Genomic DNA, 23957 nt, shown 5'->3' with positions numbered 1-23957 from the left:
CGGTCACCTCCCGACCAGTCGGTCGATGCGGGTCAGCAGCTCGTTCGGACTGAACGGCTTCGTGAGGTACTCGTCGGCGCCGGAGTCGAGCCCCGCTAACACGTCCGCCTCCTGACCGCGCGAGGTGAGCATCACGACGGGGACGTCGGGGGCGACGGCGAGGTCGCCCCGCCGGATCGTCCGCAGCACCTGGGTTCCCTTCATCCGCGGCATCATCACGTCGAGGACGACCACGTCGGGGGCCGCGGCGGTCCCGTTCAGCGCCTGCCGGCACTCCTCGCCGTCGTGACACACCGTCAGCTCGTAGCCCGCGTTCGACAGTTTGTACTGGAGGATCGACCGGATCGTCTCGTCGTCGTCCGCGATGACGGCCGATTTCGACACACGGGAGATAGACATCTTACTCTACTTTACTCTTCGCCAACGACCCGGCCTCGCGCGAGCGATTTAACACCCGGGCGGGCGACGGGGACTGTATGACAACCGACTCCGTGACCGCGGTGATCCTCGCCGCGGGCGAGGGCCGGCGGTTGGCGCCGCTGACGAACCGGCGGCCGAAGCCGATGGTCCCCGTGGCGAACCGTCCCCTACTCGAACACGTCGTCGAGGCCGTCACGGAGACGGCGATCGACCGAATCGTTCTCGTCGTCGGCTACGAGCAGGAGCGCATCCGGAACCACTTCGGCGACGGCGACGACTGGGGCGTCACGATCGAGTACGTCGAACAGGCCACCCAGCTCGGCACCGGCCACGCCGTCCTCCAGGCCGAGCCGGTCGTCGACGGCCCGTTCGTCGTGCTCAACGGTGACCGGATCGTGGACTCGTCGATCGTCTCGGGGCTGCGCGACCGGGCGCGCGACGGCGATGCCCCCGCGATGGCGGTCACGTCCGCGGCGACCCCCCGCGAGTACGGGGTCGTCACCCTCGACGGCGACCGCGTGACGGCGATCGACGAGAAGCCGGAGGGCCCGGTCGAGACCAACCAGATCAACGCCGGCGTGTACGCCTTCTCGCCAGCCGTCTTCGACGCGATCCGCGAGACGCACGCGACCGGCGAGCTGACGATCACGGCGACGCTCGACGACCTCGCCGGGAGCGAGCCGCTGTCGGCAGTCCGGTACGACGGGCGCTGGCTCGACGTGTCGAACCTCTGGGACCTGCTGACCGTCAACGCGGGGCTCGTCGACGAGGCCACCGCCCCCCAGACGGCGGGCGCGAGCCTCGGTGAGTCGGTGACCGTCGCCGACGACGTGGCGCTCGCGGGCAACGTCCGCGTCGGGCCGAACGTCACGCTCGGCGGCAGCACCGCGCTCGGAAGCAACGCGACCGTCGAGGCGGGCGCGGTCGTCGAGAACGCCGTGATCTTCCCCGACGCCGTGATCGGCGCGGGCGCCGTGGTCCGGGACGCGATCGTCGCCGGCAACGCGCGGGTCGGCCCCAACGCGACGATCGCCGGCGGGCCGGCGACGGTCGTCGTCGGCGACGCGGTCCACCGCGGCGTCGAGCTCGCCGGCGTGGTCGGGGACAACGCGTCGGTGGGAGCGGGCGCGACGCTCACCGACGGCGCGGTCGTCGGCGACGACGTGACGGCCGACGCGGGGGTCGTGATCGACGGTCGCGTCGAGTCGGGCGCGGTCGTCCGGAGGGGGTAACCATGTGCGGCATCACCGGATACATCGGCGAGGGGATCGCGCTGGACGGCGACGCCGACGGCACGGGGGGCAGCGACGGCGCCGCGGGCGACGGCGGGGTCGCCGGCGTCGGCGACATCGTCCACGAGGGACTTCGCAACTTGGAGTACCGCGGCTACGACTCCGCCGGGGTTGCGCTCGTCGGCGCGTCGAGCGGCCTCACCGTCGCGAAGCGGTCGGGCGAGGTCGATAACCTCACCGTTCCGGACGTGCCGGACGCGGCGCTCGGCGTCGGCCACACGCGCTGGAGCACGCACGGCCCGCCGACCGACGCCAACGCTCACCCGCACACGGACTGCGCCGGCGATGTCGCGGTCGTCCACAACGGGATCGTCGAGAACCACGAGGCGCTCAAGGCCGAGCTGGCCGACCACGAGTTCACGAGCGACACCGACACCGAGGTCATCCCGCACCTGATCGAGGAGGAGCTCGCCGCCGATTCCGAGGCGGACCTGCTCGACGCGGTCCGGGGCGTCGAGGACCGGCTCGAGGGGAGCTACGCGATCTGCGCCGTCCGCGAGGACGACGATCGGATCGTCGTCGCGCGCCGCGGGAGCCCGCTCGTGTTGGGGCGCGACGCGGACGCGACGTTCGTCGCGAGCGACGTGACGGCCTTCCTCGAACACACCCGGGAGGTGACCTACCTGGAGGACGGCGACGTGGCGGCGCTGTCGGCCGACGGCGTCGACATCTACGCCGACGGCGAGCGCGTCGAGCGCGGCGTCGAGACGGTGACGTGGGAGGCCGACGCCGCCGAGAAGGGCGGCTACGAACACTACATGCGAAAGGAGATCCACGAGCAGCCCGAAGCGCTGCGGCAGACCATCGCGGGGCGGCTCGACGTCGACGGGGGGGGCGTCGACCTCGACGTCGCGTTCCCGCCGGGGTTCCTTGCCGACTTAGAGGAGATCCAGATCGTCGCGTGCGGCACCTCCAACTACGCCGGGCGGTACGCCGCGCAGCTGTTCGAGGAGCTCTCGGGGGTGCGCGCGACCGTCGAAATCGCCAGCGAGTACGAGTTCGGCGCGGGCCGGAGTTCCGACCGCACCCTCGTCGTCGCCGTGACCCAGAGCGGCGAGACCGCCGACACGCTCGGGGCGGTCCGTCGGGCGAACGCCGCCGGCGCGCGGACATTCGCAGTGACGAACACCCTCGGTAGCACCGTGACCCGCGAGGTGGACGACACCGCGTTCATCCGTGCCGGCCCCGAGATCGGCGTCGCGGCGACGAAGACGTTCGCCTCGCAGGTGGCGACGCTGACGATGCTCGCGGTGGCGATCGGGCGCGAGCGCGGCGCGCTGGCCGCCGCCGACGCGCGCCCCGTGTTGAAGGGGCTCCGCGACCTCCCCGGCGCGGTCCAGCAGGTGCTCGACAACGAGGACGCGGTTCGCGAGGCCGCGAGCGAGTACGGCGACAGCGAAGCATTCTTTTTCGTCGGCCGGGAGCTCGGCGTCCCGGTGGCGCTGGAGGGCGCGTTGAAGCTCAAGGAGATCTCCTACGACCACGCCGAGGGGTTCGCCGCCGGCGAGCTGAAACACGGGCCGCTGGCCCTCGTAACGCCCGACACGCCCGTGTTGGCCGTCCTGACCGACGGCGCGCGCGCCGACGAGACGATGAACAACGTCACCGAGGCGCAGACGCGCGGCGCGCCCGCCATCGGCTGCGCGTCCGCGGGCGAGGAGTACGGCACGCTCGACGTGTCGCTCCCGGTCCCGGACGTGGGACTCGTCGAGCCGCTGGTCGCGAACGTCTACCTCCAGCTGTTCGCGTACCACGTGGCCAACGACAAGGGACGATCGATCGACAAGCCGCGGAACCTCGCGAAGAGCGTGACGGTAGAGTAACCGCGGCGTTCCCTTCTCCTACCAAGTCAGCCCTTCGTACGTGATCCCCTCGCGGCGCTCGATGATGCGGCGCCCATCGACGACGATCGGGGTCGCCATCGCGTCGAACTCCTCGTCGAGCGCGTCGAACTCGTCCCAGTCGGTGACGACGACCGCCGCGTCGGCGCCGTCGAGCGCCGCGGCGGCCGACTCCGCGTACGTCACGTCGTCGACGTAGTCCGGGGCGTTGTCGGCCGCGACCGGGTCGTAGGCGGTGACCGTCGCCCCCCGTTCTTGGAGGTCGTCGATCACCGGAATCGCGCGGGAGTTCCGCATGTCGTCGGTGCCGGGTTTGAACGCGAGGCCGAGGACGGCGATCTCGGCGCCGTCGATCCCGCGATCACGGTGGTCGTCGAGGTGGTCGGCCAGCAGCTCGACCAGCCGCGCCGGCTGGCGGTCGTTGACCTCGACCGCGGCGTTGAGCACCGCCGGCTCGTAGCCGGTCTCCTCCGCGGCGGCGATAATTGCGCGCGTATCTTTCGGAAAACAAGAGCCTCCCCACCCCACGCCGCTCTGGAGGAACCGCTCGCTGATCCGGTCGTCGAGCCCGATCGCGTCCGCGACCTCGTAGGCGTCGACGCCGAGCTCCTTACAGATGTTTCCGAGGTCGTTGATGAGGCTGACCTTCGCCGCGAGGAAGCCGTTGTTGGCGTACTTGATCATCTCGGCGGTTCGCGTGTCGGTCTCGACGACCGGCGCGTCGGCCGCCTCGACGAGCGGCGCGAACACCGCGCGCATGTCCTCGAGCGCGCGGTCGTCGTCCGCGCCGAGGACGACCTTGTCCGGATTGAGGAAGTCGTGGACGGCCGTCCCCTCGCGGAGGAACTCGGGGTTCATGCCGACGCCGAACGCCTCGCCGGCAGTCTTGCCGCTCTCGCTTTCGAGGATCGGCGTGATCGTGTCCGCCGTCGAGCCGGGCACGACCGTGCTCTTGACGACGACCGTGTGCCAGTCGGGTTTGTCGGCGAGCGTCTCGCCGAGCTGGCTCGCGCCGGCCTCCATGATCGACAGGTCGATGCTGCCGTCGTCGTTCTGCGGCGTGGGGAGACAGAGGAAGGTCACGTCGGTGTCGCGGACGGCCGCGTAGTCGGTGGTCGCTCGGAGGCGGCCGGTGCCGTTCGGCCCGGCATGTTCGGCGATGAGATCTGAGAGGCCCTCTTCGTGAATCGGGGCGTCGCCGGCGTTAATCGCGTCGACGACCGACTCGTCGATGTCGACGTTCACCACGTCGTGGCCCAAATCGGCGAAGCAGGCGGCGACCGTCGTGCCGACGTAGCCGCTGCCGACGATAGAGAGGTCCATTCTACGTAGCGGTTCGACAATCACCGACAAGAATTATTTGGTCGGTATTTCTCGGAATTCTGTGTTCCGTGTCGGAGTTCGGTTCGATGCTGCCGTCCCGCTGCGAGTCTTCTCAGGAGACGGTCTCACACCCAGTAAGTGACAGCCAGTACGCGCCACAGATCTCCGCGAGATCGCTTTAACGGTCGGGTTACTCGTCGTCCGGCTCCTCGTCGCGGCCCTCAGAGAGTCGCTCCCAGATCTCCGTACAGCCCGCGCCGTCCGGGACGTCGGCGAGGTGGGCGTCGTCAGCGGCATCGGAGTTACTCATGATCTGAGTAACCGTATAGGCGCCCACGTAATAACTGTTCCGGCAGCACCAGTACGTACTTACGGAGCGAACGAGGATGACCGCCCATGGCCGATTCCGGCGAGGACCTCTTCTCGTTGCTCGATCTCACCGAGTACGAAGCCGACGCCTTGGAGGAACTGCTGCTGTTGGGGCGAACGACGGCGCCGGATCTCGCCGAGGCGACCGGAATCCCGAAGGCGCGGATTTACGGCGTGCTCGACGCGCTCTCGGAGGCGGGATACGTGAAGGTGATCCCGGGCCGTCCGAAGCGGTACGAGCCCCACGAGCCGGCGGCGATCGCCGAGCGGGCGGTCGAGAACCGGCGACACGCCTACGAGCGGTTCCGTGAGGACGTCGAAGCCGTCGAGGAGGCGTTCGTCGACGAGTACGCGCCGGTCCGCGACCGCGGCGTCGACGAGCTCAGCCCGACGGAGGACCTGTTTCACGTGGTCGACGTGGGCGAGCCGAGCGAGCGCGAGACGCGGCGGCTGTTCCGCGAGGCGGAGGAGGCGGTGTACGTCCTCTCGAAGAGCTTCGGCTACATCGACGCCGTCCGGCCCGCGATCCGAGACGCGGTCGACCGCGGCGTCGACGTCGACGTCCTGTTGTTACACCCCGACACGCTGTCGCCGGAAAACCGCCGGCGACAGGCGGAAATCCGAACGCTGCTTGCCGGGGAATTCCCGTCGGTCTCCGTGCGCGTCAGCGACCGCCTGCTGCCCTGGCGCGGGACGTTCGTCGACCCGAGCCTGTCGTACGAGTCGGGCCAGGGGCTGCTCATGGTCGAACAGGAGGAGGTACCGAACCACCACCGACAGGCCGCAGTCACGGAGAACCCGTCGTTCGTGGCGGGGATGTGGCAGTACTTCGACCTGCTGTGGCGCCACGAGAGCATCCCCGCCGACCCCGATCCCCACCCCGATCAAGATGCGGCCACGGACGGAGACGCCGTCGAGTAACGCGAGCGCGTCGCTCCGGCACGGACCGTTATCACCGCGGCGAACCCAACCGCAAAGCCTTTACTCGTAGTTACTCGATGACCGAGTAACGATGACCGTCCTACTCACCGGTGCCGACGGCTACCTCGGGTGGCCGACCGCGCTGCGGCTGGCCGACCGCCTCGACGAGCGCATCGTCTGTGTCGACGACTTCTCGCGGCGTGACTGGGTCTCCGAGTCGGGGAGCGTTTCGGCAACGCGAATCGAGGACCCAGAAGCGCGGTTCGAGCGGGTCGAGAATCTCAGCCTGGTCGAGGGCGACCTCGCGGACCGCGACTTCGTCCTCCAGCTGTTGGCCACCCACGAGCCCGATACGGTGCTTCACGCGGCCGCCCAGCCCAGCGCGCCCTACTCGTCGATCAACGGCGAGCGCGCGCTGTACACCCAGCGCAACAACGTCTCGATGACGCTGAACCTCCTCCACGGGCTCCACGAGACGGGCCTGTCGGACACCCATTTCATCGAGACGACGACGACCGGTATCTACGGGGCACCGCACTTCCCGATTCCGGAGGGTGGCCTCGAGGTCGACCGGAAGGGCGGCTCAGACGAAGTTCCGTTCCCGGCGATGGGCGGCAGCTGGTACCACCAGACGAAGTCGTTCGACGCCGCGAACATGCGGCTCGCCGAGTCGCAGTTCGACTTCCCGATGAGCGAGGTGCGGACCGCCATCGTCTACGGCACGGAAACCGAGGAGACGCGCGAACACGAAAGCCCGACGCGGTTCGACTTCGACTACTACTTCGGCACCGTCGTCAACCGGTTCTGCGCGCAGGCCGTGGCGGGCTACCCGATCACGGTGTACGGGAAGGGCGAGCAGCGCAAGCCGATGGTGAGCCTCGAAGACGCCGTCGAGAGCCTCGTCCGGTTGGTCGAGCAGGGCCACTCCGGCGACGACGGGATCGACGTGTACAATCAGGTCACCCGGCCGATCGCAATCGTCGAACTGGCCGAGACGATCGCCGAGGTCGGCGCGGAGTTCGACCTCGACGCCGAGGTGAAACACTACGAGAACCCGCGCGAGGAGGACGAGGAACACAAAATGGAGATGGAAAACGAGCGGTTCCTCGAACTCGTGGGCGGCCAGCGTCAGGAACTCGAGTCCGGGATCCGCGACGTGCTCGGCACGCTCGTCGAGGAGCGCGAGCGGATCGCGGCCCACGAGGACCGGTTCCTGCCGGGCGTCCTGACTGATGAGTGAGTCGGGCGTCGACGCGAGTGGGCACGAGGCCGCCGCTCGCGATGACGGCCGGTGCGTCCTCGTCACCGGCGGCTGCGGGTACATCGGGAGCGCGCTCGTCCCGCGGCTGCTCGACGACGCGCGCGTGAGCGAGGTCGTCGTCCTCGACTCGTTGGCGGCGGGCTCGCCCGCGCACCTCGCCGGCTGCGTCGGCGACCGACTCGACTTCCGCCGGGGTGACGTCCGCGACTACGGCGCCGTCGAGAGCGCGACCCGCGGCGTCGACGCCGTGATCCACCTCGCGGCGATCACCGGCGCCGCGTCGACGCACGACCGGCGCGAGGAGACGTTCGCGGTCAACCGCGACGGCACCGAGAACGTGCTCACGGCCGCGGGGAAGTTCGACGTCGACAGCGTCGTCGTCGCCTCCTCGTGTAACAACTACGGCCGCGCGGCGAGCCGCGACATCGACGAGACGACCGAGCAGAACCCCCTGAATCCGTACGCCGAGTCGAAGGTGGCCTGCGAGCGCCTGCTGGACGAGGCGCTCGAGGCGTACGACTTCGAGGGGACGGCGCTGCGGATGAGCACGAACTACGGCTGGTCGCCGGGCGTCCGGTTCAACCTCGTGGTGAACCACTTCGTCTTTCGCGGGCTCACCGACCGCCCGCTGACGGTGTACGGTGACGGGTCCAACTGGCGGCCGTTCATCCACGTGCGCGACGCGGCGCGGGCGTATCTCAACGCTGCGTTGGATCCTGAGGCGTGGCCCCGGCGCGTGTACAACGTCGGCTCGAACGAGGGGAACTACCGGATCGCGGAGATCGCGGAGATCGTCCGCGAGGAGCTTGATCGGGATCTGGACGTGACGTACCTGGAGGACGAACAGCCCGGCCCCTCGTATCACGTGAACTTCGACCGCTTGGCCGAGACGGGCTTCGAGACGGAGTGGACGCTGCGCGAGGGGATCCGCGACATCGCGAGCGAACTGACCGGCACGGAGGCGACCCAAGCATGACCGAGACGACAGACACCGAGATAGACGAAGAGAGCAACGGCAAAGCGATTGAGACGCCGACGATCGCGGTCACGGGCGCGGCCGGCTACATCGGCAGTCGCGTGGTCGTGGAGTTCCAGGAGGCGTATCCCGACTGGGAGCTCATCGCGATCGACAACCAGTACCGCGGGCAGGTGGATTCGATCGGCGACGTCGACATCAAGCACGTCGACATCCGAAACCGCGACCGGCTGGAAGACGCGCTTACGGGCGCGGACGTGGTGTGTCACCTCGCGGCGATAAGCGGCGTCGACGACTGCGACGAGAATCCGGACCTCGCGTACGAGGTGAACGTCACCGGGACGAACAACGTGGCGTGGTTCTGTCGGAAGACGGGTGCCGCGCTCGCGTTCCCGTTCAGCATGGCTGTGTTGGGCGATCCAGAGGAGTTCCCGATCACAGCCGACCAGCCGCGGGATCCGCTCAACTGGTACGGACGGACGAAGCTGCTCGGCGAGCGGTCGATCGAGGCGTTCGCGGACGGCGCGTTCCCGGCGCATCTCTTCCTGAAGTCGAATCTTTACGGTGAGCACGTCGTCGACGGGACGGAGGTGGGGAAGCCGACCGTGATCAACTTCTTCGTGAACCGGGCGCTTGCTGGCGAGACGCTGACGGTGTACGAGCCCGGAACGCAGGCGCGCAACTTCGTCCACGTGAAAGACGTGGCGCGGGCGTACGTGCGGAGCGCAGAGCGGTTGGTGGCGCAGTTGGAGCGGGGAGAGACTGGGACGGAGACGTACGAGATTGCGAGTGACGAGGATATGAGCGTGATGGAGGTTGCAGACTCTGTACGGGAAGTGGCGTCAAAGGAGCGTGGCATCAACGTTGATGTAGAGTTGGTAGAGAATCCGCGGGGTGGTGAGACGATGGTCGAAAAGTTTGAGGTTGATATTTCTACGGCGTCAAATCGATTAAACTGGGTTCCACAGGAGAATATAGATAAGTCAGTTCAGCAATTGCTAATCCACAGCATCAAGTAGTCAAAGTCATTAAGCTCATAAGTTGGATAGTGTTAGAATGAGTAGATCTGTAGTTTCGCCTTTCTAGCGTTGCCTTTCCGGAAACACCGATCGTAGTGAGTGGAATTATATGTTGACGGATTCCAGATAATCACACAACGCCCACTACATCTATCCCAGGTATGAGAATCGGACAAACCTCTATTATTGTTTTCGTATCGAAGTTGCTGAGTTCAGCACTCGGGTTCATCGCGACGTTGTATTTTGCACGTGAACTTGGGGCAGAGGTCATCGGGTACTTTGCAACTACAATTGCTCTTGTTTCCTGGCTCAAACTCACTGGCGATCTCGGCGTCTCTAGCGCGGTCAGAAAACGGATTAGCGAAGGTGAAGATATCTCAGAATACGCCACCGCGGGAACGATTACAATAATCCTGTTTGCTGTGGTGATTTCAGTAGCAGTGCTTCTCCTTGATGGGTTCGTAGAATCATACGTTGGACGCCCAGTTACAGTCTTCGTCGTTCTACTTTTGTGTGCTAAGCTCCTGAATTCATTGATCATATCTCTGCTTGAAGGTAACCAAATGGTTCATATCTCCGGTATTCTTGAGCCATTTCAAGCCGGATCCCGGGCTGCTGTCCAAATTGGACTAGTAATTGTCGGTTTCGAACTGTCAGGCATGTTTATCGGCCAAGCAGCCGGTTGGATATTAGCCAGTATCGTAGGGGTATTGTATATTTCCACTTCACCCACTCTGCCGAACCGCTCCCATTTCGAACGCCTCTATGACTACGCAAAGTACTCTTGGCTTGGGGCACTGGAATCTCGATCCTTTCGTAATGTAGACATATTACTCCTCGGGGTGTTTTCCCCTCCCACGCTGGTTGGAATTTATTCAGTCGTTTGGAGTTTAGCAACATTTCTCACAATCTTTGGTGGTGCTGTTCGATCAGCCTTATTTCCAGAGATTAGCCGATCAGATGCGAAGGGAGATCGGCAGCAAGTTACAGCATACCTTACCGATGGGCTCTCGTTTGGTGGACTACTCATTATTCCAGGTTTCGTCGGTGCCATTGTCCTCGGTGACAGAATCTTACAAGTTTACGGGCAAGAATTTGTACAAGGCGTTTCTGTTTTCGGCTTCTTAGTCCTCGCCTGTCTCCTCCACGGCTATCAACGTCAACTTCTTAGTGGACTGAGTGCCATCGACCGCCCTGACCTCTCGTTCCGGGTCAATCTCGTGTTTATTCTCACTAATACAATGGGTAATCTTATTCTTATCATCTGGATTGGATGGGTCGGTGCGGCAATTGCCAGTGTCATATCAACCGCTCTTGGAGTGGTGTTGGCGTATCGAACACTTCAGAATCAACTCAGTTTCATCACCCCATGGAAAGCAATCGGAGAACAAATTTTCGCAGCCGGTGTTATGGGAATCTGCGTGTATTTGCTCCGACACCTAATCGAGTCATCGACTATTAGCGTGCAAAATATTCTAGTAGTTCTATTTATTATATCAGTGGGAGCCGGGATATACTTCCTCACTCTGTTCACAATATCAACAAATTTCCAACGGGTTATACAGTCGAATCTTCCGCCTCGACTATCCTAAATAGTCCCGCGGTAGACAAATCTTCGTCATTCGTCTCGATATCCCAAGCAGCGAGTTTTCCACTTTTTTTGTCGCCTCATGCTACATTTCGGTACTGCTATGGTCCGTGACATCTCGTTGGGGATAATGGGGTTATCACATTCCCTGTCCATACCTCGATCTCGGTTAGAATCCGAAATGAATTTCTGATGTATCGGAGCAATAACCCGCGCAGTGAACCGATTTCTCCACCACATGCTCCGATCATAATTCTCTGCTATTTCGGAAGCCACGTATGATATTTTACTCAGAATCATATACAACGGAACTGCTCTAACCGGTCCATTTAGTCCCATGGGTTCAGATTGGTGTCTTAGCGTCGTACAAAGTGAAACGGATGATGTGGAAGGAATTTTGTGATTAAGTATTAGTGAAAGAACAAGCTAAACATTCGCTCAACTTGAATATGTTATCCGGTACCCGTGAAATTCTGATACATCACCCAGCTGTTCTTGATAAATCTGCCAATTAACAGTACAAACCGTTGGGCAGATCTGGGTGTATATGTTATAATCAATAGCAGCAGTGTTGTTGCTGAAATACCCAATTTTATTGCCTTCTTTGCTTCTGCCTGAGCGGCACCGTTGTTACCATATCTAATATGCTCAAGTAATAAGCTCGTGTGAATGTCACGTTTCTGTTGTTTTGATAACTGTTGATACAACCGGTCCATATCTCCACCATTGAATCCAGATTGTTGTTGCTCAGTTACCTTCCCAGTCGCGCGTAAGCGGGCAAATTGACCGTAAAGTAGCACTTCCTTAAGAGCCGATCCATAGATACTTGAATCTCTCATTCTGAGCCTGTAAAGTGGCTCATTGATATTCTTAGTAGAATGATTCTCAACAATTCGTAACCAGAGATCGTAATCTTCAGTATATTGAAAATCCTCATCATATCCACCAACACGCTCTACGACACGTCGTCGCATAAGGACAGAACCGTGGATAAACCGATTCCCGGTCAGTAATTGATCGCGAGTTACGGACTCTAATACGTGGCGCCGAGAACGTCGTCCATCAGCGTACTCCAATATTGCGCCCGTACCTAAAAGAGCTGTAGATTTGTTCTCCCTTAGGAACTCAATTTGTCGCTCGAAACGCTTCGGATGTGATCGATCATCTGCGTCTTGACGAGCAATATACTCTCCGTCTGCCTCACGAATACCACGGTTCAAAGCAGACGGGAGTCCAGATTTGTTCCTTTCAACTAATGTGATATCAAGCCGATCTTCTGAAGTAACAATATCAACAGTACCGTCAGTAGATCCATCGTCCACGACCACTACTTCAAAGTCACAAAAGGTCTGGTCTACAAGCCCATCTAAAGCATCCTGTATAACATCTGCTTCATTATACGTGGGAAGGATGACACTAATCTCTGGCATTTTACAATGTGTGGTGTGTCATATTAACCATGAGGTTATAACTCTGAGTGTTCTACCAAGTTCCGGCTACGAATGTCTTTATCCGATTTCGTCAAGAAGTCGCAGAATTGGTACACTCGAGCTGGTGTTCGAGCAATCCCACAAATCGGGTTGGATCTTACTCATAACGTTATTTCAAGAGCGGCCTCCCCGTTCACTTCCGGAGAGTCCGTGTACAACCGAGAGTGGGACGTTCTCGTTGTCTTAGACGCTTGCCGGGTCGACATGTACCAAGAGGTTGTGGGCGAGTGTGATTCGATTTGGTCTGTTGGCGGAGCATCCCCTGAGTGGCTCGCAAATACTTTTAGGTCCAGGGATAATTCAGATACAGCATATATTACAGGGAATCCGTTTTCTCGAGAATATCGTGCTTCAGAGTTTGCGTTGCTCGACGAAGTTTGGCAATACGGATGGGATAATGAGTTAGGAACAGTGCCTGCGGAACCAATTACGGACCGTGGAATTAGTGTTGCCCGGGAACAGGCACATGATCGCATTATTCTTCACTACATGCAACCGCACTATCCGTTTATCGCCGAAGAAGATACCATCGGATATATCGACCGTTCAGCCTTTGGAGGAGTGAACCAAGACACGAACGATGATATCTGGACAAACATTAAACTAGGCGAAATAACGGATATAGAGAAAATTCGGAAAGCATATTGGAACAATTTACGATATGTATTTGATTATGTTGAACTACTACTAGAGAATATTGATGGAACAGTTGCGATCACAGCAGATCACGGAAATGCGCTAGGAGAGTACGGCATCTGGGGCCATCCAGTTGGCACCCCAATTCCGGAGGTCCGTCGAGTCCCGTGGGACGTGTACCACTGTGATGATTCCAATGAATACTCGCCCAAGAAATGGGACACACAACAGTCTACAGATGATGTGGAACAACGCCTTGCTGACCTTGGCTACGTCGGTGAAAAATAAGGTGTATGTTGTTGGTTCTTAATTTATACAAGATCAGTCCAATCGATAACGCAATCCGCTTCAATCCGCGTTGAAGTTGTCTCGCCAAGGACGTTATAAAATTCAGAAGAAGGGATCCCAGTACCTGGCCGCTTCGTTGTTATATTGGATTCCGTTAGTTCAGTGCCCTGTGGAATAGCGGTTTTTGAAACAATACTGTGTCTTGCCCATTCAGCGATCTCCACTTCCGTTTCGGTCGGTGGGACGCGGTCCCCACGTGTCTTAGCTACAACATCGGCGTATTCGACAAGTTCCTCCAACTCATCTGGTTCGATTGACACCTCTTGATCTCCGCCGGGCAAACGGCGATCGATCGTAAAGTGTTTTTCAATAAGATCTGCCCCTTGGGCAAGGGCAATTACTGACGCCTCAATTCCCTGAGTATGGTCTGAAAAGCCGATTGGTGCGTCTAATGCTTCTTTCATTTCCTGTAACGCTCCCAAATTAACGTTCTCTACGGGTGTAGGATATTCAGATACACAATAGAAGAACGCAACACGATCAGTGTACTGACTAATGAACTCTGCCGCGTCTTCAATGGCAGACATGGGATGCATGCCTGTCGAGACAAGAAGCGGTTTCCCGGTTTCTGCCGCAGTTCTAAGGATGTGATAGTTTGTTACTTCGCCGGATCCAATTTTATAAGCCGGCACATCTATTTGCTTGAGGAGCTTTACAGCCTCCGCTGAGAATGGGGTTGACAGAAAATCAATCCCCTTACTTTGGCAATATTGCTGTAACGTTCTATGATCTTCAATGCTCAATTCCTGTTCAGACATTCGCTCGTAGAGGTCTCCCATGTCCAGACTTTCCATTCCCGAAGCCGACATCTCAGCTTCGGGGATGTGAGTCTGGAATTTGATCGCATCCGCACCTGCTGCTGCTGCCTCCTCAATAAATACTTTCGCAAGATCGATCCGTCCGAGGTAGTTCACTCCCGCCTCTGCGATAATATATGGGTCAGTTGAATCAGCAAAAATTCGTTCGATTGAGTTGGAGTCACTCATCCTGTGTCATTTTGACCGTTGAGGCGATGAATAAGTTTCCTTACCAGCCACAGGTCGAAGTGGGTATCAACGTCAACAGACCGCTTCTGGGGCATCGTGTATAAAATGGTTTTTCCAGCTTGAATATCTCCTGTTTTCAGGAACTCTGAGCACTTTGTGATGTATATAGCTCCATTTTCTACATACTCAGGAGATTTATCCTGCCGGCGCTTTCGATCTCCCTGATAATTTTTTCGAATAGCTCCGTTGGAAGTCTCCTCCCACCGATAACTGTGGTCCTCGAAAACAGAGACTAACGAGGTGCCACTAGACTGTTCGAAAGTGGCAATTGCATTTTCAATATCATTCCCTGTTCGGAGTGGTGAAGTCGGCTGAAGCAGGACAACATGCGTCCACTCATCGGCAGACTCATGTTCTAACGCATGTGTTATAACAGGTTCAGTTGGTGCTTCATCAGTCGCAAGTTTGTCCGGACGGAGATATGGGACGGAAGCTCCCCACTCCGCTGCAACGTCAGCGATCTCCTGACTGTCCGTACTGACGACAACATCGTCAATCGTATCTGACTGTTGAGCCGCCTCAATGGAATGTGCTATGAGTGGTTTTCCAGCAACGTCGACAATATTTTTCTTTTTAATCCCTTTTGATCCTCCCCTCGCAGGAATAAGGGCTGCATACGTTCTATCACTCATTCTACAGATCCAACTGTTCTGGTTTCATCGGCTGTTTCATCGTTAAATCGGTTTGGCGAATGATTTGTTTCATCTTTTCGCCTGCGTTTCCGTTTCCATAAAGGGTAGATCGTTCAAACGACCCCGCAGAGAGTTGTTGATTTATTCCGTCTTTAATGTCCTCTGTTTCACATTTAACGTCAAGTACATTGGGTCCGCGCTCGCGCATCTGCTGGCGGTTTCCAATATTCACCGTCGGCTTACCCAAATATGAGCATTCCCTGATCCCAACGCTTGAGTTCCCTACCATACATGCTGAATTGCTCACGAGCGTCAAGTAATCATCTGGGTGCATATTGATATAGAACCGGACGTCGTCTGGTGAGCGCTGATCTCGGTATTCACGAATCGCTTTTGAGACCTGGTTCGTACCAGCATCCATGTTGGGCCAGAACCAAAATGCTTGTACGTTGAGATCATCCACAGCGTTGATTAGTTCCCACGTTCGGTCATATTCGCTCATATACTCTGTTGCGACTGGATGGTACTGGACAACGAGATAATCTTCATCAATGTCGATCTGGGCCCCTACGCCTGCGTAGTCCTCCTGTGGATCGTATTGATCATTCCCGTTTTGATCGATGTCTTCGACAAGGTCGATTGAGGGACAACCAGTGAGGAACACGCGATCACCCTCTTCACCCAGCCCTTTGACAACATCTAGACTTTTTTCTGTAGATACAAAATGGTAGTCTGCCATCTTCGTCGTCGCGTGGCGTACCTTTTCATCAATGGAACCAGTGATTTCGCCACCTTGTGTATGAATAACTGGAATGTTCAAATACGACGCAGCGAGAGTAACAGACATCGTTTCATATCGATCCGCAATGGTAATTACTCCATCCGGGTCAAGTTCATTAAGCACGGAAGTAAATTCGATCATTCCAAGACCCGTTGTTTTTGCAGAAGCAACAGGTGTACCCCCCTCCAACACGTTGTATAGCTCACGTTCTATCTCTAGCCCATCCTCACGCAATAATTCAGATAGAGTACCATATTTTCTGATCATCGATGCGCCGGCAACGATGATGTCTAATTCGGTGTCTGGATCATCATCCAACGCATGAAGAAGCGTACCTGTTCGGGCATAATTTCCTCTGCTAGTCAGACAAATCGCAACTTGAGTTGACATACCGCTGGACAGCACCGTCATCCCTAAATACGCTTCGAACCTCTGTACACATCAGCTCGGTACGACACTAGTGTTCTCTCAGAATGAAACTCATTTTAGCTGATCATCCCGATATTCCACTGACGCGGTTGAAAGAGGCGTCACAGGTTGTCACGTTTAACGAGGAAGCGTACAACAACGTTGATACAAAGGACGTAGTAATGGATTCGGACTATCAGTCCGATGAAATTGCGACAGACGAAGATTTTGATACGCTTCGAGGCTGGCTTACAGGCCAGTTTTTTTACGCTGGGATTGACATCGGTCCGCTTGTTCAAAATACGTTTATTGATCTATTTGGGCACGAACTTCTCAGGCAAACCAAAACAATCAAGAACATTCTCCGAGCAGAGCAGCCATCAGAGGTTGAGGTATTCACCGACCCGGAACCCGTGTATCACTGGTTGCCGCTTGGGTCCGGACAGATCATCCCTGGAATCCCAGAAGCAGTAGCTACTACGGAGAACATACAGCTCGATGTTTATACAAAACAGATCACGAAGCGCCACATCAAAAATAAACTCTTCAGATTAGTAGGTCCAGGTATTCTGCGACCACTTGACTGGGGGTCCGAAATAATTTCACGAACACGAGGTGACGAGATCCCGCATGACTCGGATGTTGTTTTATTTATATTCACAAAAAATAATATTAATGTTGTTGGGCCTGTTGTCGAAGCACTTGACGATTGTGTAGATCTCACCGTAGTCACACATTCACATGGGTTTTTGAACACCGGAAAAAAGATTTCAACAGTTTTGTCAAATTCAGATGTTCCAGTTGTTTCGCTTGAGCAGTATGCCTCGTTCGCGTCGTATAAAAATGAGATAAATACATTGACACAATTAGCGAAAGCCCCCAACTCTGATCAGCCATTCTCTAATCAGAGAGAGCACAAACTTTGTGAGGTCGACCTCACACCTGCGCTTCAATCCCGCGGGTGGTTGTATAGTACTCTTCAATATCCAAGGGTTGTCCGGTATGTCCATATGATGCAAAATATGTTCAGAACAGAGCAACCAGCAATGGTTTTGCTGAAAAATGATGGTCCGCTACCAACACGAGCAGTAGCAACGGTTGCGGCGGATGAGGGAATTCCATCACTATTAATCCAACATGGTGTCGATCTTCCATCTCGGAGGTACGTTCCTGTTTCCGACCAAATTGCGGTTTGGGGTGAACGGTGGCAAAAGGTTATGCAAGCGAAGGGGGTGGAACCCGAAAGAACTGAGGTCACCGGTGCGCCACAGTTCGATCACCTAGCCCGTTATTCCGCAAAGGATCGATCACAGGTGCGTGAGCGACTTTCTATCCCTGTTGATCGTCAAGCGTTTACTGTGTTACTCGCTTCACAACCTTTCGATGATACGATACGTTCGGATCTCATCCAAACGGCTATGGATGCGGTTAATGAGCTGCCAGATGTAGAGCTTATTCTTCGACCGCATCCGAGAGAAGACACTGAACTCCACAAGGAAGCCGCTACAGACATGTCGAACGTTCATGTTTCCGAAAGCGACGATATCCACGATTTGCTGTTTGCGTCGGATGTGCTTCTGGCACTCCGGTCTACAGTAGTACTTGAGGCAAGTTTACTGAGCCGTCCGGTTATTATTCTCGACATCTCCTCTGAAAAGCCCCCAATCAACGAGTTTTCAGAAGAGAATGGTTTCACTGAAGTCACGAATCAAATTGAGGCTCGTCAGTGTATTGAGAAGATGAAAAACGATCCAAATTGTATAAGACGTTATGTTGAGAAACAACCCGGATTTGGGAGAGAATACGCATTAAACGAGGATGGCGGCGCAGCTAATCGTGTTGCCAGACTTGTGGAAACGCTAGTATCCAAATCACGCTAGTAATTCCGGGGCCGGCACCAGATTAACCTGAAGTACTACAGAGTATCGATTCAGTAAATATCAACTATTAAACTATAACATCAGTAAAATTGGTTGGTTTGTTAACTGTCAATTACGACTGATAGCGAAACATTGCGAAGACGTACCCTGTCCCCACAGATATAGTCAATATACACAACACGAAAAATTGTAACAAGTAATTCACTTGGAATGACCTAACCGCTCTGTTGAGACGTTTTGGAGCAGATTCCAGCAAAAGCATCCAGAGGAACCCGCTTTCCTCTTTACCCTCATTTTCAACGAACGACTCCATTGCTCGCTTCGAGTATCCCTGCCAGAACGCCCGATCGACCAGCCACCGGAACTCGGTCCGGTACTCGAACACCTTGTGAGCCACCTCGGCCTCTGGATCGTACCACACCCCTTGCCCGTACTCTTCCCGCATCCGGGCACACAGCTCCGTCTCCCCGCCCTGGAGATTTTTGTCGCCCTTCCGTCCGCCGATGTCGATGTCGAACCCACCCAACTCCTCGAACACGTCCGCTCGAAACGAGATGTTCGAGCCGAAGGTGTTCCGCACCTCACCCGGGCCGTGCGCGAATCCGCGATGAGTTACGCCGACCAGCCAGTAAAACTCCTCGGGGAGAAACGAGGGCTTCCCAGCGATCCACTCGGGTGTCATCTTCCCGCCGGCCGCAATCGCGTCCTCCTCCTCGTAGGCACGGACCAACCGCTCGGCCCACGTCTCGTCTGCTACCGCGTCGTCGTCAATGAACGCCACCACATCGCCGGAGGCCAGCTCCGCGCCGCGGTTCCGGCTGGCCAGCAGTCCCACGTTCTCGTCGTTACACGCGATCACCGTGTCCCCACGGTCGCCGTAGTCCTCAACGACGCGCTCGTACACCTCAGGCGTCCCGTCGACGACAACAACAAGTTCGACGTCGTCGTACGTCTGCGCAAGGACGCTGTCGGCTGCCTCCTGGAAGTGTTCGTACATGTCCAGCGTGTACGTACAGACGACGACCGAGACCTTCACACCGAGACGCTTTCGACCCGTGCGCTTAGGGTTTCCGCCTCGGTCTCAACGCTGTGACTGATTCACAGTCGAATACCTCCACACGCGGGACGGCCGCGGGTATATGACAAGCCTTATGCGCGTTTTGACAGTCCCTTGCGGTAATGAGCGATTCGAACGATCCGCCGGACGAATCGGACTCGTCCCCGTCCGATCTCCTCGCGCGGTGGTACCACGTTCCCGTCCTCCTCGGGGTGTTCGCGTTCATGCTGTGGACGCGGCTGCGCTCGTACGGGAACTTCATCGTGAACGGCGAGGTGTACTTCCGCGGCAACGACGCGTGGTATCACTTCCGCACGACGAGCTACCTCCTCAAAAACTGGCCGAACACCCTCCCGTACGACGTCTGGACCGGCTTCCCGTTCGGAACGAACGCCGGCCAGTTCGGCACCCTCTGGGATTACATCATGGCCGTCGGGGTCTGGATCGCCCGCCCGATCATGGGGAGTACGGAAGAAGTCCTGCTCGTGATGGCGCCGATCACCGGCGCGCTCGTCGCGATTCCGACGTACTTCATCGCGCGGCGGTTCACCGACCGACTTCCCGCGCTCGCCGGTGCGGCGACTCTCGCGCTGTTCTCGGGGACCTTCCTCCGCTACTCGCTCGTCGGCTTTCCCGATCACAGCGCGGCCGAGGTGTTCTTCCAGAGTACCGCCGTCCTCGCGTTCCTCGTCGCGCTCGGCGTGGCGGAACGCGAGAAGCCGGTGTGGGAGCTCGTCGTCGACCGCGACTGGGACGCGCTTCGCCGCCCCGTCGCGTACGCCGCCGCAGCGGGCGTCGCACTCGGACTTTACATGTGGACGTGGCAGCCCGGTGCCCTGATGGTCGGCTTTACCGGCATCTTCCTCGCGATCACGCTCACGAGCGACACCTACCACGGGAAGAGTCCCGAGCCGGTCGCGTTCGCCGGCGCGATCACGATGAGCGTCGCAGGCCTGATGCAGGTGATCCCGCTCGACACCTTCCGGTTCGCCGTGAGCGAGTACTCCTTCCTTCAGATCGTCGCGCCGCTCGGCGTCGCGCTCGGCGCCGTCTTCCTCGCGTGGCTCGCCCGGCAGTGGGAGGCGCGAGACCTCGGCACGGACACCTACCCGGCGGCCGTCGGCGGGCTCATCTTCGCGTCGGTGGGCGTCGTCTGGCTCGCGCTCCCGTCGCTGTGGTCGACGATCGTCAACAGCCTGCTCAACACCGTCGCCTTCTCCGCGAGCGCCGGCGCCCGCACCATCGGCGAGGCGCAACCCCCCCTCCAAGGCGCCTCGTTCTCCAACTTCGTCCTCTCGCAGTACGGGTTCGCCTTCTTCCTCGCGCTCGCCGCGGTCCTTTACATCCTCGCACGTCCCCTCTACCGCTCCGACGACGCCAACCACACCCTCTACGTTCCGGCCGCGCTCGCGGTCGTCGGCTCCGTCTACGCGGTCCCGCAAGCGTACAACGCTATCGGCGGCGTCGTCGGCGTCGACTGGCAGGTGATCGGCCTGCTCATCGCCGCCGCCTTCCTCGTCGGCGCGACGCTGCTCGTCGAGTACGACAGCCAAGAGCTGTACTTCGTCGTGTGGGCGGCGTTCATCGGTAGCGCGGCGTTCACGCAGGTCCGCTTCAACTACTACCTCGCCGTCGTCGTCGCGGTCGGAACGGCGTACTTCCTCCAGGTCGCGCTCGACGCCCTGGATCTCACCTCGCTCGACGCGGTCCGCGACATCGAGGGCTGGCAGGTGCTGACGGTGGTCGCGGTGCTCGCCGTCCTCCTCGTCCCGCTCGTCGGCGTCGCGACCCCGGTCTGGCAGGCGGGCAACTCCAGCCAGCCGGGCAGCGTCGTCCAGTGGGACGAGAGCCTCCAGTGGATGAACGACAACACCCCGGAACCGGGCGAGCTCGAGGGCGCGGACAACCCGATGGAGCTGTACGGTACCTACGAGCGACCGGCCGACGGCGACTTCGAGTATCCGGAGGGCGCCTATGGCGTCATGTCATGGTGGGACTACGGCCACTGGATCACCACGCGCGCCGAGCGCATCCCGAACGCGAACCCGTTCCAGCAGAACGCGGGCGCGGCGGCGGACTACCTCCTCGCACCGAGCGAGGCGGAAGCGGCCGAGGTGCTCGCGAGCCAGAGCACCGAGGGCAACCGGACCCGCTACGTGATGGTCGACTGGCAGATGGCCTCGCCGAACTCCAAGTTCAACGCGCCGGTCACCTTCTACAGCGGCAACGAGACGGTGCGCGACTTCAACGAGCTGCTCTACCAGCGCGTTCAGGGACAGAACGGCCAGCAGGGCGGCCTTCGCCCCGCACTCCAGACGCGGACCCAGCGCTACCACGAGAGCCAGATGATCCGGCTCTACCAACACTACGGGAGCGCGGTCGAGCCGCGGCCGGTCGTGCTGGACTGGGAGTCGCAGACCGCGCAGACGACGTCTGGCGAGCGGGTCCAGATCAAGGTCCTCCCGAGCGAGGGGCAGGTGGTCCGTCGGTTCGATAACCTCTCCGCGGCGCGGTCGTACGTGGAGGCGGACGGATCGGCGCAGGTCGGCGGCGTGATGGGCGTTCCGTCCGAGCGGCTCGACGCGCTCGAGCACTACCGGTTAGTTCACGCCACGCGGGCTCCGGGGCGGTCGCCGTACGCGCAGCAGGCACAGATCCTCGCCCAGCGGTTCGGCGTCGACCTCCGGGCGACGTTCGGCGAGTCGCTGTTCGGGGCGTTCACCGACGACTTCGTCAAGACGTTCGAACGCGTGCCGGGCGCGACCGTCGACGGGTCGGGCGCGGCGCCCGGCCAGGAGGTCAAAGCGACCGTCGAACTCCGGAAGCCGGACGGGCAGACGTTCGAGTACACGCAGTACGCGACCGCCGACGAGAACGGGAACTTCGAGTTCACGCTCCCGTACTCGACGACGGGCTACGACGAGTTCGGGCCGGAGAACGGGTACACGAACACGAGCGTCCGCGCCACCGGGCCGTACAACATCACCACCGCACAGACGACCGGCGACGACCTGTACACCACCGAGCGGTTCGGGCAGGTCGAGGTCACCGAGGCACAGGTCGTCGGCGTCGACGATTCGGCCGCGACGGTCGAACTCGAAGAGCGGATCGTCGACTGTCCGAGCGGCGACCCCGCGTGTCCCGTCGGCGGCGGTAGCAGCGACGGCGGCGACTCGACGAACTCGACCGACGCGGGCTCGCTGACCGGCGTCGACCCCGCCGCGACGACGGCGACGACCGCGACCGCGGCCGACGCGGCCACGGCCTAGCGCCCGCGACCGACGCGGCCACGCGTTACCCGACCCTTCATTACCGCGGCTCTGTTCCTCCAGACCAGATGGCTGACCTCCGCGAGTGGGCGACGCTGTACCTCAAGGGCGTGGCGATGGGCAGCGCCGACGCCGTGCCGGGCGTCTCCGGCGGCACCATCGCGCTGATCGTCGGGATCTACGAGCGGCTGATCGCGGCGGTCACCGCCGTCGACCCCGACCGCGCGCGCCGCGTGCTCGGCGGCGTGAGACCGGGGGGCCGCGCCGACGCGCGGGCCGCGTTCCGCGAGGTCGACGGCGTCTTCCTCCTCGTGTTGGGCACCGGAATCGGTACCGCGGTCGTGACCGTGTTGAGCGCGGTCAACCGCCTGCTCGCGACCCAGCCGGTGGCGACGTACGGCTTCTTCTTCGGGCTGATCGCGGCCAGCGCCGCGGTGCTGCTCGGCGACGTCGACCTCGCGACGCCGCGCCGGAAGGCCGCCGCGGTCGCCGGCTTCGCGCTCGCCTTCCTCGCGTCGGGCGTCGCGGCGACCGCGCTCGGCAGCCCGCTACCGGTCGTCTTCGTCGCCGGGGGGCTCGCCGTCAGCGCGATGGTGCTGCCCGGGATCTCCGGCTCGCTGCTGCTCGTCGTCCTCGGCCAGTACGAGTACATGTCCGGCGTCGTGGCCCGGTTCGTCGACGCCGCCGGCGCGCTCGCGCTCGGGAACGGCACGGACGCGCTCGTCGAGACGCTGCCGCCGGTGGCGACGTTCCTCCTCGGCGGCGTCTGCGGGCTCTTCACGATCGCGCACGCCGTCCGCTACGCGCTGTCGCGGGCGCGGGCCGCCACGCTCGCGTTCCTCGTGAGCCTCGTCGTCGGGGCGCTGCGCGCGCCGCTGGTGGAGGTGTCCGCGCGGCTGGCCGAAAGCGGCGAGTCCTGGCGCGCGGCCGCGCCGCGGTTCGCGCTGGCCGCGCTCGTCGGCGCCGGGCTCGTGGCCGTTCTGAATCGGTACTCCGCGACCATCGAATACTGACTGGAGTACAGTCACGGGAACGCAAGGAGGACTTTAGAACAGTCATACCGAGGTGTCCAAGTCACGGGTCCGACAGATCCTCGGGACCGGTGACGATGTCCGGATCGTTTGCTGCGGCGTCGTGGAGATCTTGACTACGTTCCTCGACATCCCGCATCTCTTCTGGGTGATCGTGATAGTATGCCAGCGCGTGGTAGACCTCCGCGGCAGTGAGGTCGAACCGATCCGCAACCGTCTGTGCGTCGAGCCCGCGCTCTTCCACCAGCGCGTGGACGTGGCGCACGGTGATTCGTCGGTCCCGAATGTGCGGCTCGTCGTGGATCCCCGACTCGTCACCTGCGACGACGGTGTTCATCTGCCTCGACATACCGGCAGCTACCGGCGTAT

General features: G+C 59.8%; 19 protein-coding genes. 11 read left to right on the top strand and 8 right to left on the bottom strand.

The features are described 5' to 3' along the window. Positions 1–3 precede the first annotated feature (3 nt). Positions 4–384 (bottom strand): response regulator transcription factor, encoded by a 381-nt coding sequence (locus BM286_RS10695; protein ID WP_092921897.1) that lies wholly within the window; start codon positions 382–384, stop codon positions 4–6. 92 nt (positions 385–476) lie between these two features. Between BM286_RS10695 and BM286_RS10690 the strand changes: the two genes are divergently transcribed. Further along, positions 477–1652, top strand: a complete 1176-nt coding sequence (locus tag BM286_RS10690; RefSeq protein WP_092921895.1) for a sugar phosphate nucleotidyltransferase — start codon at positions 477–479, stop codon at positions 1650–1652. 2 nt (positions 1653–1654) lie between these two features. After that, positions 1655–3535 (top strand): glutamine--fructose-6-phosphate transaminase (isomerizing), encoded by a 1881-nt coding sequence (glmS, locus tag BM286_RS10685; protein WP_092921893.1) that lies wholly within the window; start codon positions 1655–1657, stop codon positions 3533–3535. 18 nt (positions 3536–3553) lie between these two features. On the opposite strand, the gene aglM is transcribed toward glmS, so the two are convergent. Beyond that, positions 3554–4876 carry a UDP-glucose 6-dehydrogenase AglM gene (aglM, locus tag BM286_RS10680; RefSeq protein ID WP_092921891.1) on the bottom strand — a complete coding sequence of 441 codons (1323 nt, stop codon included), beginning with the start codon at positions 4874–4876 and terminating at the stop codon, positions 3554–3556. A 396-nt stretch (positions 4877–5272) separates the two neighbouring features. Here aglM and BM286_RS10675 point away from each other — a divergent pair, with 396 nt between their 5' ends. The 5 genes from BM286_RS10675 to BM286_RS10655 all read left to right on the top strand — a co-directional run bounded on the left by BM286_RS10675 (position 5273) and on the right by BM286_RS10655 (position 11014). Further along, complete coding sequence (locus tag BM286_RS10675) at positions 5273–6166, top strand: TrmB family transcriptional regulator (protein ID WP_092921889.1); 894 nt, start codon at positions 5273–5275, stop codon at positions 6164–6166. Between the two features lie 91 nt (positions 6167–6257). Then, a complete protein-coding gene (locus BM286_RS10670; protein ID WP_092921887.1) occupies positions 6258–7406 on the top strand; it encodes an NAD-dependent epimerase/dehydratase family protein in 1149 nt (382 codons plus the stop codon). Beyond that, positions 7399–8403 carry an NAD-dependent epimerase/dehydratase family protein gene (locus tag BM286_RS10665; protein WP_092921885.1) on the top strand — a complete coding sequence of 335 codons (1005 nt, stop codon included), beginning with the start codon at positions 7399–7401 and terminating at the stop codon, positions 8401–8403. The genes BM286_RS10670 and BM286_RS10665 overlap by 8 nt, the downstream gene beginning before the upstream one ends. Continuing rightward, a complete protein-coding gene (locus tag BM286_RS10660) occupies positions 8400–9422 on the top strand; it encodes an NAD-dependent epimerase/dehydratase family protein (protein ID WP_092921883.1) in 1023 nt (340 codons plus the stop codon). Before BM286_RS10665 ends, BM286_RS10660 begins: the two co-directional genes overlap by 4 nt. Before the next feature lie 161 nt (positions 9423–9583). Then, the gene (locus BM286_RS10655) at positions 9584–11014 is read left to right on the top strand and encodes an oligosaccharide flippase family protein (RefSeq protein ID WP_092921881.1); all 1431 of its coding nucleotides are present in this window, start codon (positions 9584–9586) and stop codon (positions 11012–11014) included. 448 nt (positions 11015–11462) lie between these two features. Here the strand turns inward: BM286_RS10655 and BM286_RS10650 are convergent, their stop codons facing one another. Next, entirely contained in the window at positions 11463–12440 is a 978-nt protein-coding gene (locus BM286_RS10650) for a glycosyltransferase (RefSeq protein ID WP_092921879.1), read from the bottom strand. A gap of 264 nt (positions 12441–12704) precedes the next feature. Between BM286_RS10650 and BM286_RS15215 the strand changes: the two genes are divergently transcribed. Next, positions 12705–13424: a sulfatase-like hydrolase/transferase gene (locus BM286_RS15215; protein ID WP_143103868.1), complete on the top strand. Its 720-nt coding sequence runs from the start codon at positions 12705–12707 to the stop codon at positions 13422–13424. A gap of 23 nt (positions 13425–13447) precedes the next feature. Here BM286_RS15215 and BM286_RS10645 read toward each other — a convergent pair whose 3' ends face one another. The 3 genes from BM286_RS10645 to neuC are packed head-to-tail and all read right to left on the bottom strand — an operon-like array spanning position 13448 to position 16333. After that, positions 13448–14470 (bottom strand): N-acetylneuraminate synthase family protein, encoded by a 1023-nt coding sequence (locus BM286_RS10645; protein ID WP_092921877.1) that lies wholly within the window; start codon positions 14468–14470, stop codon positions 13448–13450. Further along, entirely contained in the window at positions 14467–15162 is a 696-nt protein-coding gene (locus BM286_RS10640) for an acylneuraminate cytidylyltransferase family protein (RefSeq protein ID WP_092921875.1), read from the bottom strand. Before BM286_RS10640 ends, BM286_RS10645 begins: the two co-directional genes overlap by 4 nt. A 1-nt stretch (position 15163) precedes the next feature. Beyond that, positions 15164–16333, bottom strand: a complete 1170-nt coding sequence (gene neuC, locus BM286_RS10635) for a UDP-N-acetylglucosamine 2-epimerase (RefSeq protein ID WP_092921873.1) — start codon at positions 16331–16333, stop codon at positions 15164–15166. A gap of 83 nt (positions 16334–16416) precedes the next feature. Here neuC and BM286_RS10630 point away from each other — a divergent pair, with 83 nt between their 5' ends. After that, positions 16417–18231, top strand: coding sequence for a CDP-glycerol glycerophosphotransferase family protein (locus tag BM286_RS10630; RefSeq protein WP_092923221.1), 1815 nt, complete (start codon positions 16417–16419; stop codon positions 18229–18231). A 112-nt stretch (positions 18232–18343) separates the two neighbouring features. Here the strand turns inward: BM286_RS10630 and aglG are convergent, their stop codons facing one another. After that, positions 18344–19267, bottom strand: a complete 924-nt coding sequence (gene aglG, locus BM286_RS10625; protein WP_092921871.1) for a glucosyl-dolichyl phosphate glucuronosyltransferase — start codon at positions 19265–19267, stop codon at positions 18344–18346. A gap of 143 nt (positions 19268–19410) precedes the next feature. Between aglG and BM286_RS10620 the strand changes: the two genes are divergently transcribed. Next, entirely contained in the window at positions 19411–22557 is a 3147-nt protein-coding gene (locus BM286_RS10620) for an oligosaccharyl transferase, archaeosortase A system-associated (protein ID WP_092921869.1), read from the top strand. A gap of 68 nt (positions 22558–22625) precedes the next feature. Further along, positions 22626–23570 (top strand): DUF368 domain-containing protein, encoded by a 945-nt coding sequence (locus BM286_RS10615; protein WP_092921867.1) that lies wholly within the window; start codon positions 22626–22628, stop codon positions 23568–23570. Positions 23571–23631: 61 nt separating this feature from the next. On the opposite strand, the gene BM286_RS10610 is transcribed toward BM286_RS10615, so the two are convergent. Then, positions 23632–23937, bottom strand: a complete 306-nt coding sequence (locus BM286_RS10610; protein WP_092921865.1) for a DUF433 domain-containing protein — start codon at positions 23935–23937, stop codon at positions 23632–23634. Positions 23938–23957: the final 20 nt, after the last annotated feature.

It is taken from the genome of Halorubrum sodomense (genome assembly GCF_900111935.1).
Classification (GTDB): domain Archaea; phylum Halobacteriota; class Halobacteria; order Halobacteriales; family Haloferacaceae; genus Halorubrum; species Halorubrum sodomense.
Note: the sequence above shows the minus strand (reverse complement) of the source record. Positions and strands in the feature narration are given on the sequence as shown.

Coding starts and splice junctions, on each gene's coding strand:
- BM286_RS10690 (WP_092921895.1), top strand. CDS start 477: ATGACAACCGACTCCGTGACCGCGGTGATCCTCGCCGCGGGCGAGGGC.
- glmS (WP_092921893.1), top strand. CDS start 1,655: ATGTGCGGCATCACCGGATACATCGGCGAGGGGATCGCGCTGGACGGC.
- aglM (WP_092921891.1), bottom strand. CDS start 4,876: ATGGACCTCTCTATCGTCGGCAGCGGCTACGTCGGCACGACGGTCGCC.
- BM286_RS10675 (WP_092921889.1), top strand. CDS start 5,273: ATGGCCGATTCCGGCGAGGACCTCTTCTCGTTGCTCGATCTCACCGAG.
- BM286_RS10670 (WP_092921887.1), top strand. CDS start 6,258: ATGACCGTCCTACTCACCGGTGCCGACGGCTACCTCGGGTGGCCGACC.
- BM286_RS10665 (WP_092921885.1), top strand. CDS start 7,399: ATGAGTGAGTCGGGCGTCGACGCGAGTGGGCACGAGGCCGCCGCTCGC.
- BM286_RS10660 (WP_092921883.1), top strand. CDS start 8,400: ATGACCGAGACGACAGACACCGAGATAGACGAAGAGAGCAACGGCAAA.
- BM286_RS10655 (WP_092921881.1), top strand. CDS start 9,584: ATGAGAATCGGACAAACCTCTATTATTGTTTTCGTATCGAAGTTGCTG.
- BM286_RS10650 (WP_092921879.1), bottom strand. CDS start 12,440: ATGCCAGAGATTAGTGTCATCCTTCCCACGTATAATGAAGCAGATGTT.
- BM286_RS15215 (WP_143103868.1), top strand. CDS start 12,705: ATGTACCAAGAGGTTGTGGGCGAGTGTGATTCGATTTGGTCTGTTGGC.
- BM286_RS10645 (WP_092921877.1), bottom strand. CDS start 14,470: ATGAGTGACTCCAACTCAATCGAACGAATTTTTGCTGATTCAACTGAC.
- BM286_RS10640 (WP_092921875.1), bottom strand. CDS start 15,162: ATGAGTGATAGAACGTATGCAGCCCTTATTCCTGCGAGGGGAGGATCA.
- neuC (WP_092921873.1), bottom strand. CDS start 16,333: ATGTCAACTCAAGTTGCGATTTGTCTGACTAGCAGAGGAAATTATGCC.
- BM286_RS10630 (WP_092923221.1), top strand. CDS start 16,417: ATGAAACTCATTTTAGCTGATCATCCCGATATTCCACTGACGCGGTTG.
- BM286_RS10620 (WP_092921869.1), top strand. CDS start 19,411: ATGAGCGATTCGAACGATCCGCCGGACGAATCGGACTCGTCCCCGTCC.
- BM286_RS10615 (WP_092921867.1), top strand. CDS start 22,626: ATGGCTGACCTCCGCGAGTGGGCGACGCTGTACCTCAAGGGCGTGGCG.
- BM286_RS10610 (WP_092921865.1), bottom strand. CDS start 23,937: ATGTCGAGGCAGATGAACACCGTCGTCGCAGGTGACGAGTCGGGGATC.